Source organism: Aeromonas sp. 3P (genome assembly GCF_051919745.1).
GTDB lineage: Bacteria > Pseudomonadota > Gammaproteobacteria > Enterobacterales > Aeromonadaceae > Aeromonas > Aeromonas veronii.
Genome location: NZ_JBQBED010000001.1, coordinates 3,802,587 through 3,814,519 on the forward strand (window position 1 = coordinate 3,802,587; position 11,933 = coordinate 3,814,519).

13 protein-coding genes are annotated in these 11,933 nt (G+C 61.1%); 4 read left to right on the forward strand and 9 right to left on the reverse strand.

Annotation, left to right across the window (positions count from 1 at the left end; all coding sequences use genetic code 11):
• Positions 1 to 23: 23 nt before the first annotated feature.
• From ACTG19_RS17680 to ACTG19_RS17690, 3 genes are read right to left on the reverse strand one after another with little or no spacing between them, the layout of a single operon-like run.
• Positions 24 to 836 carry a heme ABC transporter ATP-binding protein gene (locus ACTG19_RS17680; protein ID WP_113739641.1) on the reverse strand — a complete coding sequence of 271 codons (813 nt, stop codon included), beginning with the start codon at positions 834 to 836 and terminating at the stop codon, positions 24 to 26.
• A gap of 11 nt (positions 837 to 847) precedes the next feature.
• Positions 848 to 1,879 (reverse strand): FecCD family ABC transporter permease, encoded by a 1,032-nt coding sequence (locus ACTG19_RS17685; protein WP_005335261.1) that lies wholly within the window; start codon positions 1,877 to 1,879, stop codon positions 848 to 850.
• Entirely contained in the window at positions 1,876 to 2,727 is an 852-nt protein-coding gene (locus tag ACTG19_RS17690; RefSeq protein ID WP_439989345.1) for a heme/hemin ABC transporter substrate-binding protein, read from the reverse strand. The genes ACTG19_RS17685 and ACTG19_RS17690 overlap by 4 nt, the downstream gene beginning before the upstream one ends.
• A gap of 170 nt (positions 2,728 to 2,897) precedes the next feature.
• Here ACTG19_RS17690 and hutX point away from each other — a divergent pair, with 170 nt between their 5' ends.
• A complete protein-coding gene (gene hutX, locus ACTG19_RS17695) occupies positions 2,898 to 3,410 on the forward strand; it encodes a heme utilization cystosolic carrier protein HutX (RefSeq protein ID WP_005362516.1) in 513 nt (170 codons plus the stop codon).
• Entirely contained in the window at positions 3,407 to 3,964 is a 558-nt protein-coding gene (gene hutZ / locus ACTG19_RS17700) for a heme utilization protein HutZ (protein WP_005335257.1), read from the forward strand. Before hutX ends, hutZ begins: the two co-directional genes overlap by 4 nt.
• An 86-nt stretch (positions 3,965 to 4,050) precedes the next feature.
• Here hutZ and ACTG19_RS17705 read toward each other — a convergent pair whose 3' ends face one another.
• From ACTG19_RS17705 to ACTG19_RS17715, 3 genes are read right to left on the reverse strand one after another with little or no spacing between them, the layout of a single operon-like run.
• Entirely contained in the window at positions 4,051 to 4,434 is a 384-nt protein-coding gene (locus tag ACTG19_RS17705; protein WP_439989346.1) for a hypothetical protein, read from the reverse strand.
• A 37-nt stretch (positions 4,435 to 4,471) separates the two neighbouring features.
• Entirely contained in the window at positions 4,472 to 5,026 is a 555-nt protein-coding gene (locus ACTG19_RS17710; protein ID WP_158114134.1) for a cysteine hydrolase family protein, read from the reverse strand.
• Positions 5,027 to 5,051: 25 nt separating this feature from the next.
• A complete protein-coding gene (locus ACTG19_RS17715; protein WP_439989347.1) occupies positions 5,052 to 6,023 on the reverse strand; it encodes a ChaN family lipoprotein in 972 nt (323 codons plus the stop codon).
• Positions 6,024 to 6,216: 193 nt separating this feature from the next.
• On the opposite strand from ACTG19_RS17715, the gene ACTG19_RS17720 reads away from it, so the two are divergent.
• On the forward strand, positions 6,217 to 8,319 hold the full coding sequence (locus ACTG19_RS17720) for a TonB-dependent hemoglobin/transferrin/lactoferrin family receptor (RefSeq protein ID WP_439989348.1): 2,103 nt from the start codon (positions 6,217 to 6,219) through the stop codon (positions 8,317 to 8,319).
• A 289-nt stretch (positions 8,320 to 8,608) separates the two neighbouring features.
• A complete protein-coding gene (locus ACTG19_RS17725; protein WP_439989349.1) occupies positions 8,609 to 9,763 on the forward strand; it encodes a 3-phenylpropionate MFS transporter in 1,155 nt (384 codons plus the stop codon).
• Between the two features lie 77 nt (positions 9,764 to 9,840).
• Here ACTG19_RS17725 and ACTG19_RS17730 read toward each other — a convergent pair whose 3' ends face one another.
• From ACTG19_RS17730 to ACTG19_RS17740, 3 genes are read right to left on the reverse strand one after another with little or no spacing between them, the layout of a single operon-like run.
• Positions 9,841 to 11,058 carry a hypothetical protein gene (locus ACTG19_RS17730; protein ID WP_439989350.1) on the reverse strand — a complete coding sequence of 406 codons (1,218 nt, stop codon included), beginning with the start codon at positions 11,056 to 11,058 and terminating at the stop codon, positions 9,841 to 9,843.
• Positions 11,059 to 11,064: 6 nt separating this feature from the next.
• Positions 11,065 to 11,274, reverse strand: coding sequence for a helix-turn-helix domain-containing protein (locus ACTG19_RS17735; protein WP_033112641.1), 210 nt, complete (start codon positions 11,272 to 11,274; stop codon positions 11,065 to 11,067).
• A gap of 7 nt (positions 11,275 to 11,281) precedes the next feature.
• The gene (locus ACTG19_RS17740; RefSeq protein ID WP_041210868.1) at positions 11,282 to 11,830 is read right to left on the reverse strand and encodes a DUF2975 domain-containing protein; all 549 of its coding nucleotides are present in this window, start codon (positions 11,828 to 11,830) and stop codon (positions 11,282 to 11,284) included.
• Between the last annotated feature and the right edge of the window lie 103 nt (positions 11,831 to 11,933).

The window sequence follows — 11,933 nt, forward strand, 5'->3', positions numbered from 1 at the left end:
GCATCTCGCATCAGAAAGAATGACTACACCACCATCGGCAGGCCGCTCTCGGGGTGGTGGATCACCTGTGCCGGATAGTCATAGAGACGGGCAATCAGCTCAGGGGTGAGCACCTTGGCAGGTGTGCCATCGGCCATCAGCTTGCCCCGTTCCAGCATCACCAGCCGATCGGCATAGCGCGCCGCCAGATTGAGGTCGTGCAGCACCACCAGCACTGCAGTATTGCGGCTGGCCAGGGCGCGCGCCATGGTGAGCAGCTGATGCTGGTATTTCAGATCGAGCGCCGAGGTGGGTTCGTCGAGCAGCAGCAAGCGGGGTTGCTCGGTCTGCTCGGTCGGAGAGGGGGCCTGCCAGATCTGCGCCAGCACCCGGGCAAACTGCACCCGCTGCCGCTCGCCGCCGGAGAGCCCCGGATAGAGCCGCTTGGCCAGATGCTCGACCCCGGCATGGGTCATGGCCGCTGCCACAATCTCGTCGCGCCGCGCCGCCGGTTCACTGTGTGGCAGGCGCCCCATGGCGACCACTTCCTCGCAGAGAAAGGGGAAGTTGAGGGAGGAGCTTTGCGGCAATACCCCGAGTCGGTGGGCCAGCTGGCTGCTGTCCCACTGCTGGCGATCTGCGCCAAACAGGGTGATGGAACCCTCATATTCCAGCTCGCCGGTCAGGCACTTGAGCAGCGAGCTCTTGCCCGCCCCGTTGGGGCCGAGCAGCGCGGTGAGGGTACCGCTCTCGAGACTAAGATCGAGCCCATCCAGGATCTGGCGCTGGCCACGGCGCAGGCTGAGTCGGGTGCAGCTCAACAGGGGGGCGGAGAGTGAGGATGAGAGTGGTTGCATAACAGTCCGTATCACAGGGCGCGGCGGCCTTTTACCAGCAGCCAGATGAAGAAGGGGGCGCCGAGCAGGGCGGTGATGATGCCCACCGGCAGCTCGGCAGGGGCCAGCAGGGTGCGTGCCAGCATATCGGCTGCCAGCAGCAGGGCGGCGCCAAGCAGGGCCGATAGCGGCAGCAACCTGACATGGTTGGGACCCGCCAGCAGGCGCACCAGATGAGGCACCACCAGCCCGACGAAGCCGATCATCCCCGATACCGCTACCGCCACCCCGACGCCCGCCGCTGTGAGCAGAATCAGACGACGTTTGAGGGATTGCACATTGACCCCCAGATGACGAGCCTCCCCTTCACCCAGCAGCAGGGCATTGAGGGGATTGGCATCGCGCATAAAGAGCCACAGCAGGGCCGCCAGGGTGAGCAGGGCCAGCGCCACATCGGCCGGTTTGCCTGCCGCCAGCGTTCCCATCTGCCACAGGCTCAGGTTGCGCAGCATCTGATCGTCCGCCAGATAGGTGAGCAGGCCGATCACTGCACCGGAGAGCGCCGTGATGGCGACCCCGGCCAGCAGCATGACAGTGACCGAGGTGCCCCCCTCACGGGTGCCGAGCAGATAGACCAGGGTGGTGGTGAGGGCGCCGCCGAGAAAGGCGAGCAGCGGCAGCAGACCAACCCCGATGGTGGCTTGCAGCTGCTGGCCGAGGGGGGCCAGCAGCACGATGGCGAGCGCCGCACCGAGCGCCGCACCGCCGGAGACACCTATGATGCCGGGGTCAGCCAGGGGGTTGCGAAACAGCCCCTGCATCACGGCACCACAGAGCCCTAGAATCCCCCCCACTGCGATGCAGAGCAGGGTTCTCGGCAGGCGAATTTCCTGCACGATCAGCAGTTTGTGCGACTCAATCCCGCTCTCCTGCCCGGCAAACAGCGCCCGCAGACTCTCGCCCAGGGTGAGGGTCATAGGGCCGGTTGCCAGCGAACCGAGCAGCAACAGTGCCAGTGCGGCCGTGGTAAAGGCCAGCAGCCAGGAGAGGGGTAACCGCATCATGACCCCTGCTTGATCCACTGGGCGATCTGGTTCGCCTGTTGCAGGGAGTTGAGGCTCAGGCCCCCTTGCAGGGCGTGACCGTCGATGGCGTGAATGGCGTTGCGCTTGCCTGCCGGGGTAGCCGCCAAGGCGGGCACTTCCGCCAGCACCTTGGCCGGATCGGCATATTGCTGCCAGTCACGACCGCTAACCAGCACCAGATCGGGCTGCATCTCGATGAGGGATTCGGCGGATACCGGCTTGTAGTTGCGTAACTCGGCGACCGGATTGATGCCGCCCGCCAGCGAGATCAGCGCGCTGGCAGTGGTGTCCCCCCCGGCGATGCTGGTGGGTTGCCCCTTGTGCAGCAGCAGGAAGGCGACCTTGAGCGGTTTGTTCTGTTTGGCTTGCGCCGCCAGCTGAGCAGTCTGAGCCTGGATCTCAACCTTCAGGCGATCGCCAGCGGCTTTATCGCCCAGCAGGCTGGCGAGGGTGTCGATACGCTGATTGAGGTTGGCGAGGGTCGGCGCGGTATCCAGCACCTCCACCTTGACCCCGGCACGACGCAGCTGATCCAGGGTCGGGGCCGGGCCCATCTCGTCGCTGCCCACCAGTCGGGTGGGAGAGAGGCTCAGGATCCCTTCGGCGGCCAGAGCCCGGTGATAACCCACCTTGGGCAACCCTTTTGGCAAGGGGCTGCTGACATCGGTGGCGATCAGGCTCGATTCACCGCCAAGAGCCAGAATGAGTTCAGTGGTGGCCGGGCCGATACTGACGATACGCTCTTTCTGTCCGTCGGCGGCAACGGCAGAGAAGGAAGAGAGTGAACTGCAGAGCAGGGTGATGGCGAGGGCAAGACGACGGCCCATGCTAACCTCCGAAGGGGTGAATGAAACGGGTGTGCCGCCGAGAATATCAAGGCTTTGGAAAAAATGCACTGATAATGATAGCAATTATCAATTGCATTGATTCCGGTGCTTTATTAGAGTAGCCGCCATGATAAACAGCGGGACAATATGGTCCCGCAGAGGGAGAAAACATGAGCATTGCACAACGCATTCACGCGCTGCTGGAGCAGGATCCCGGCGCTCATCCGTCCACCCTGGCGGCCCAGCTTGCCATCAGCGAATGGGAGGTGGTTCGCCATCTGCCCGCCGAGCTGGTGACCTTGCTGCCCGCCGATCGCGCACAAGGTCTGCTGGAAGATCTGGCCGACTGGGGCCCGGTGACCACCATCGTCGAATCAGAAGGTTCCATCTTCGAGGTCAAAGCCCCCTTCCCGAAAGGCAAGGACGCACGCGGCTACTACAACCTGATGGGCCGCGACGGTGAGCTGCATGGTCATCTCAAGCTCGACAACGTGGCGGGGATTGCGCTGGTCAGCAAGCTGTTCATGGGCAAGGAGGGGCACTCCTTCCAGTTCTTCGGTCACTCCGGCCGCTGCATTTTCAAGGTCTATCTGGGTCGCGACGAGAAACGCCAGCTGCTGGCCGATCAGGTCACCCGTTTTATGGCGCTGCGCCACAACTCTCAAGAGGAAGTCAAAGCATGAGTGAACGTCAGGAGCGTCTGCAGAACCGCCTGCAACCGGAGATCCGCGAGTTTCGCGACAGCTGCCGCACCCTGCAGCTCGCCACCGTCGATGGCGAAGGCAATCCCAACGCCAGCTATGCCCCGTTTGTGCTGCAGGAAGATGGCTACTATGTGCTGATCTCCGAGATCGCCCGCCACGCCCGCAACCTGCAACAGGTGCCCCGGGTATCCCTGATGCTGATCGAGGATGAGAGCGGTGCCCGCGAGCTGTTTGCCCGCAAGCGCTTGACCTTCGATGCGGTGGCTGAAGTGGTGGCCCGTGACGACGCCCGCTGGAGCAAGGCGGTGGCGGCACTGGAAGGTCGTTTTGGCGAGATCATCAAGGGTCTCTCCAACCTCAAGGATTTCAAACTGTTCCGCCTCAAGCCGGAGCAGGGGCTGTTCGTCAAGGGCTTCGGACAGGCGTTCGCGGTTTCCGGTGACGAGCTGGTGGATTTCGTCCATCTGGTGGAAGGGCACAAGCGCATCGACAACGGTGCCGAGCTCACCAGCCCGGCCGATGCGCCGGTCTGATAATCCCTGTCGACCACGACAGCCGTCATAACAAAACGGGCAGCCAATTGGCTGCCCGTTTTTATTGCGTTATCTCATCCTCCAGTTCAATCCTGCCAGCTGGCCTTGTTGGGAAAAGCGCGACGATCGGCGTCGGTGGCCGTTTCGTTGCACTCCCCCCGCACCTTCCAGGAGGTCTGGCTCAGCACTATGTAGCCCTGGCGGCAATACTGCTTGGTCGCCAGGGTCTCGGTCAGCAGGTTCTCCTGCAACGCCTCTCGCTGTTCCAGCAGCCGCTGGCTCTGGGCCGCCGAGAGGCCGCGCGGCAAGGTGTCGTTGGGTGCGGCTTCAAAGGTGAACCGCTTGCTCCCCTCCTCGTTGATGTGGGTCAGAAAAAGAGGTTCCGGCTCGTCATACTTCTGTCCGGGCAAGCTGGAGCAGGCCGACAGCAGGGGAACAATCAACAACAGGGTGGCAGACAACAGGCGCACGACAGACTCCAGTGAGAAACGAGGCGAGGCTCGCAGATTAGCACGGCTGCAGGGTGGGTGTTACTGCCAGCAGCTCGTCGGTGGTGAGCAGGGTGACACTGCGCCCCTCCGGCAGGCTGAGGTGGCGCCACATCCAGTGATGGTGCTCGGTGATTTGGGCCGCGCTCAGGTGGGGGCGATCGGCGGTGGTGTGACCATCGCTCAACACCAGCACCTCGTACCCATGGGAGGCCGCACTGCGCACCGTGGTGTCGACGCAAAAATCGGTGGCACAGCCACAGAGGATCAGTCGATCGACCGGCTGCTCGGCCAGCAGGAAGGCGAGCTCGGTGTCGAGAAAGCTGTCACAGGCCGTTTTGCGTACCCGGCTCTCTCCCTTGGCCGGTTGCAGTGCACTGTGCAACTGCCAACCCGGGGTACCCGGTTCCAGTTCGGTACCAGGGGGCGAGTCATGCTGGATATAGATGACCCGTCCCTGTTGCTGTCTGACATGGGCCGCAGCCCGATTGATATTGGCCAGCACCTGCTCCTGGCGGTAACGGGGCTCGTTGAACAAGCCTTGCTGCACATCGATGATCAGTAACACATCCATATTTTACCCGCCGTTTCCTGGAAGATTAGGGTTGCAGCCACTGGCTGCAGTCACGACTGCGGGATTGATGCAGCGCGCCCATATCTTGCTTCATCTCGTCACTGTTTTGCCAGCGCTTAGGCAGCGGCATGATGGTTACCTGCACATCGGCTGCGGGATCTGCAACAGAGGTCTCATCTGTGCGGGGCACGACCAGCGCTACCTTGAGGGCAGGATTGCGGCTGGCGATGCGACTGGCGAGCCCAAGCCCCCCCTCGACGTGGAAATTGCCGGCGATATGCATGATCTGCTGGCCCGGGTGCTTGGCGAGATAATCCACCATGCTCTCGGCCATGGTGTCATCCCAACTGGTCTGGGCGGCGAAGCGGCGGGCGTTGCTGTCGGCATCGCCGTGGTGCATGGAAGCCATAAATTTCTGGCGATAGGGATCATCCCCCTGCGTCAGTTGGCGGGCCAGCTGGCTGCGACGCGACGCGGGCAGTTTGTCTAGCCACTCAGCCCCCTCCTGACCGACACAGCTCACCAGCGGCTTGGGGGCGTTGGCGGCGATCACCGGCATCTGGTGCGCTTTGGCAAACTCTACCAGCGGGCGGTAGTCGCTCGGATAGTTGGGCCAGGCGTTGCCTTCGCGGATCAAGGCCGCTTCACCAATCTGGTTCGCCAGATAGGCATCCAACGTCTTCTGATCGGCGCGGCTGAACTGCTCCATGGAGAGGGCCAATGGCCGACCGTGCTGCTGACCTGCGGTGTAGAGCCCGCTCAGCAGGCGCGATTGCAACAGATGCACGGCGGGATGGCTGTGCAGCTCACCCACCAGAATGATGTCGGCGTCGGCAATGCGCGCGATTGCTTGCTCCAGCGTCAGGTCTGCTTCTCTTTCGCCGCTTAGCCGGTAGTCATAGAGCGTCTGCAACTGTGATGACTGGGTCGGTTGGGTGGGGGTGGCACAGGCTGCCAGTAGCAGCGGCAGGGCGAGCAGGGGAAGTCGTCTAATCATGGGATCTCACGGCTGATATGCCCGGATGCCGGTGCATCTCGGGGGGCTAATAGAGAATAAGGGCAACACAGGGCGACAGTGTAAAACCAATTTGGTTCAAAACAAATGAGAATGATTTCGTTTCTTGTTGATCTTTGTCTAGAGCCGGGTAATATGCGGCCTGTTTGATAACAGTTCTCAATAAGGATTCGCTGTGACCCATCATAACGCACTCTCTCTGGTTGCCCTCGCCGTGGCGGCTGGTCTCTCCTCCCAGGTCTTTGCTGCCACCCAGAAGGCGGATGAAGTCGTGGTCGTCAGCGGCTCACGGATGGAGCAAAAACTGGAAGATGTCTCCGGCCCCATCTCGGTGATCACCGCCAAGCAGATTGAAGAGCAGGTCGTCACCAACGTTGCCGACCTGTTCCGCTACGAACCCGGTGTGACCGTGCTCGGCGGTCAGGGGGATGCGCAGACCTTTATCATCCGCGGCATGGGGGAAAACCGGGTCAAGGTGGTGCGCGACGGTGTGCGCCAGAACGATGCCTACAGCAAGGGTGGGGTTGGCCAGAGCTACTTCGATACCGACATGATCAAGCAGGTAGAAGTGGCCAAGGGGCCGGCGTCTGCCGCCTACGGTTCCGATGCGCTGGGTGGCGTGATTGCCATCACCACCAAGGATGCCAGCGATTTCCTCAAGGGCAAGGATAGTTATCTGGATGTGACCAGCGGTTACGCCTCCAGCAGCCACCAGAAGATGGCGGGCTTTACCGGCGCCCTGCGCACTGGTGAAGTGGAGAACCTGCTGCGCTACACCTGGCGCGATGGCGGTGTGACCCAGAATTTCGACTCCACCAAGAACGACTTCGATATCGGTACCCACGCTCTGCTGCTCAAGAGCAAGTGGAACCTCTCCGATGAGCAGTTCCTCAAGCTGACCGTTGACTACCTGACCGATGGCGAGGAGCCGGATGCGGTCAAGCTCAACAAGGTCGGTACCGGTACTGCCCGTGTCTTTGATCAGCCCATCACCGACAAGCAGACCGACAACCTCTCTGTGGTGCTGGATCACGGCATCGCGCTGAATCAAGGCTGGGCCGATCGGATGGATAGCAAGGTCTACTTCGCCCGCACCAAGCAGACACTGGATCAGTACGCCTCATCCAAGTATCCGGTCAGCCCCGGCAACCCCTATGTGACCAAAAACTCGCTTGATCACAACGTGTTCGATCAGAAGAACATCGGCGCCCAGCTGCAGTTCCACAAGGCGGTCGCCAACCACCGCCTGGCCTGGGGGGCTGAATACGAGCACACCGACAACGAACGTACCCGTTACAAGGGGCCGACGACTCCCGGTGATTTTGTCGGCTACAACGAGCTGAGTTTCCCGGCTACCACCAGCGAGCGCAGCGCCCTGTGGGCCTTTGACGAGATCAAGTTTGGCGAGCGCTGGGTACTGACCCCGGGTGCCCGTTATGACTACTACCGGATGACCCCGGACGATCCCGCCTACACCGGCGACAAGCTGCACAAGTTCTCCGAAGGGGAGTTGTCACCCAAGCTGGGTCTGGTGTTCAAGGCCCACGAGGCGGCCAACCTGTTCGCCCAGTACAGCCACGGTTTCAAGGCCCCCATGTATGACAGCGCCTTCTCCACCCTGAACCATCAGGCTTACGGCTATCGCATCGAGCCCAACCCGAACCTCAATCCGGAGAGCAGCGACGGCATCGATCTTGGTGTGCGTGGCAGCAGCAACGGCTTCAGCTATGAAGTAGCCAGCTTCTACAACAAGTTTGAAGACTTCATCGAGATGGTGGAAGTGGGCAAAGAGGGGCGCACCGCCGTCTATCAGTACCAGAACCTGAGCAAGGCGACCACCAAAGGGGTCGAAGCCAAGGCGGATTACTGGCTCAACGACATCGTCAATGTCTGGGGCAACCTCGCCTACATCGAAGGCAAGGATGGGGATGGCAACTATATCAACAGCCTGAGCCCGCTCAACGGCTCCGTCGGTGTGCGTCTGGAACAGTTCCAGTGGAACTTCAATACCGCGCTGCGCTTTGCTGACGATATGGACAAAGTCCGTAAAGACAGCAAAGGCAACGATTACGTGAAGAGCGCCGGTTGGGGTGTCGTGGATATGTACGCCCAGTTCAACCCGATGAGCGATCTGCAGCTCAACGTCGGGGTCTTCAACCTGTTTGACAAGGAGTACACCAGCTACGAGCGCATCGCCGGTCGTGATGCAGGTTCCGACAACAGCCTGATGACCGAACCGGGCCGCAACCTGAGTGCACGGGTCAAATACGTATTCTAAAGAGCAAACAACAGACGCAGATAATCAAAGGGGCTTCGGCCCCTTTTTTGTCGCTGCCATGTTGTGACGATGGAGCAGATCAAATGTTTGCCTAAAAAAGAAACCCGCCGTGGGCGGGTGGAAGGATTGCAACACTAACCAGGAGGAGGTGTTACCAGGTAGACCCCGCATCTTCGGTAATAGTTCAATTTTATTGAAGTTTTTTCGTTTTCTTCGCGGGGTTTCCATCGGGATCTGTGGGTGCGGATGGGTTATCATTCTGCTCCCGTCATCCGGTTGCAGAGGATCTATGCCCGCGTTTTCCTGGTTAGCGCTCTTTTTCGGCGCCTTCTATTTTGTCTACGGTGCTTACTTGCCGTTCTGGTCGCTCTGGCTGGAGGGGGTGGGCGTCAGTGCCGAGATGATAGGTCTGCTGCTGGGGGCGGGGATGGCGATCCGCTTTGCCGGCAACCTGATGGTGATGGGGCAGATCAAGGGGGCGGGCCATCTGCTGCCGGTTACCCGGTTGCTCTCCCTGCTCAGTCTGCTGGCGTTTCTCGGCTTCTATCTCAGTCATCACCTCTGGTGGCTGGTGGGCTTGACCCTGCTGGCGAACTTTATCTATCCGACCCTGATGCCGGTGGGTGAGGCGCTGGCGACCCGCATGGTGGTGCAGGCGCATATCGACTATGGCAAGGTGCGACTTTGCGGTTCGTTTGCCTTTATCGTTGCCTCGACCCTGGTGGGGGCGCTGGTGGGCAACTTCGGCAGCGACTGGATTTTGCACACCATGGTGGCGGGGCTGGTGCTGATGCTGTTGCTCAGCTGGCTGCCACTTAGTCCCGCGCCACAGGATGTGCAGGGGGAGCGCGCCAAGGCATCCCTGCTGGCGACCCTGCGCAGCGCGCCGGTGCGCCGCTTCCTGTTGCTGACTGCGCTGCTGCAGGGAAGCCACGCCGCCTACTACGGTTTCAGTGCCATCTACTGGAAGGCGCAAGGGTATAGCGGCACCATCATCGGTTACCTATGGGCGATCGGGGTGGTGGCCGAGATCTGTATGTTCGCCGCCGACAAGCGCTTCCTGCAACGCTTCGGGGCGCAGAGCCTCTTTATCGCCGGAGCCATCGGTTGCGTGGTGCGCTGGGTATTGCTGGGGGCTTCGACCGAGCTGTGGGTACTGGTGCTGGGGCAGCTGCTCCACGCGGTCACTTTCGGGGTGAGCCATCTCGGGGCAGTGCGCTTCATGACCCGCCAGCTACCGGCCGAGCAGTTGATCCCGACCCAGTCCCTCTACGCTGCGCTGGGTCTTGGCATGACGGTGGCGGCTCTGATGGCACTCTGCGGCGTGCTGTTCGAGCCCCTTGGCGGCGGCATCTTCTTCCTGATGGTGCTGGTGGTCTTGCCGGTGTTCTTCCTGCGGCTGCGCCCCTTTGTGCCCTCAGCGCAGGAGAGTGCTCCGGCCTGATATCTGTCTGTTTGAATCATCACCTGGAAAAAGGGAGAGCCACGGCTCTCCCTTTTTCGTTGCTGCGGTTTGCGGTGTTACTGCTGCTCGCCAAGATAGTGGCGTCTGAGGCGGCGCCAGGTATCCGAGCCGATGGTGCCGGCAAGCAGTTCACTGGATGCGGCATCAAAGCGGCCATCCGGCAGCCAGCCCAGTTGGGGCAGCAGTTGGGCCAGCGTCACGTCATTGTGTTTCAGCTCCCGCTCCAGTGCCTCCCAGAAGGCGCTCCCCTTGACGTAAAAGAGCGGGTAGTAGGAGCGATCGCCAGCCATCACTTCGCGGGCAGCCCGATAGAGGCCGCTCTCGTTATGAGGCAGTTGTTTGCCCCGCCCGGCCAGTTCGTTGATCGCCGTGACCTGATGCAGCCGAAAGCGGCGCAGAGCCTTGATGGCGAGGTATTCTGCAAGGCTCTCTTCAACCCAGGTGGGCTGTGGCGTCGAGCTGCGGTCGTTAAGAATGTGCACCGCCTCGTGGGCCGAGGTGCGCAGCAGGCGCAAGGGGGCCTGTGGCGTCGGCTTGCCATTCATGGTTGGGTAGTTGGCGACAAACACCTGATCCCCGGCGGCTCCGCCAAGAGAGTGGGTCGCCACATCTCGCCCGAGCCACACCAGTTGCCATGGATGAGTGGGCTGGGCCACATCGAGCTGAAAGGCCAGATAGTCGATGATCTCATTCAGTTGTTGCTGCAAGGCCGGCAGATCGAGCTGGTTGGCAATCTCGTCATGGCTCAGCACCAGCCGCGGATCCGGCTTGGTGACGGGGACAATTTGCAGACCAAATGGCAGGATCAGCGGTGGCTGGTTGACATCCGGTAACGGTTGGCAGCTGCCATCCGGCAGACAGACCTCCCCTTGGTGGCTCCCTTGCTGGCGCACAAAGTTACCCCACTCGGTCAATAGCCACTGGTCGGGAGCAAACAGCAGCGACTGTTGGGCCGAGGCATCAGCACCCTCTGCCGGAGCCGGTGTGAGCGTGATCTGCCAGCCGATCTCCTTGCAAGAGAAGGGTTGGTTGAGAGCAACCGGCTGGTTGTCTGCAAGGCAGACCAGCGCGGGGGAAGCCGGCGTGGCACTGCCCGGCAACTGGCGGGTTGGGAGTAGGGTAAAAGGGGGCTCGCCCTGCATGGTAAGGCGCACTTGCAGCACATTGGCGCTGGCGCCCTGCTCGACAAGGTAGCGGGGGCCGCTCCCGTTATCGCTGGCGCAGGCACACAGCGGCAGCAGCCACAGGGCAAACAGGGTGATATGACGACTCATAAGGGGTTAGCGCTCCTGCTCGTAGCCCAGCAGATCGCCGGGCTGGCACTGGAGTTCACGGCAGATGGCCTCCAGAGTGGAGAAGCGCACCGCCTTGGCGTGGCCATTCTTGAGGATCGAGAGATTGGCCTCGGTGATGTCGATGCGCTGGGCCAGTTCACGGGCGGTCATTTTGCGCTCGGCCAGCAGTGCATCGAGTCGGATGATGATGGGCATGGGATCCTCACACCGTCAGTTGCTGTTCATCGGCCAGCAGTTTGGCCTCGCGCATGACCAGTGCCAGCGCCAGTACGATCAGTCCCGCCAGCAGTACCCGGAAATCTGAGGTACTCAGCGCTATGGTACCGAGTACTTCCGGGCCTCTCATGGTGAGCACAGTATCCAGCAGGGGCAGGTGGATCAACTCGACCACGAAGGTTGCACAGAGCAGCAGCCCGATCTGCCGGTAGCGGCGGATTTGCTCGAAGGTGAAGAGCAGGCCGTGGCGGTAGCCACGAAACAGCTGGCGCAGTTGCCAGAGCATCATCATGAAGACCAGATCCGGCAACAGTTGTACCAGAGTGCCGAGCAGCCGGGTGGAGAAGTGCAGCGGATAGTCTGCCGGGTTGATGCCGGGACGGCTCAGAATGGTGTTGAGCTTCTCCTGCAGCAAATCGGCGCCACCGAAGGGGGTCCACACCTCCAGCAAGGTGATCAAAGGGGTCGCCAGCAGAGCCAGTAGCAGCAGCCATTCGATCAGCATGCTCGAGCGTTCGAGTTTGTTGGATATCATCTCATTCCTCGCCGTTATGGGTGTTGTCTGAAAGGTAAAGTTTATCGTTTATCAATATTCACAGCGGCAATGTTTATTGTTTTGCGATATACAGTCAAGATGA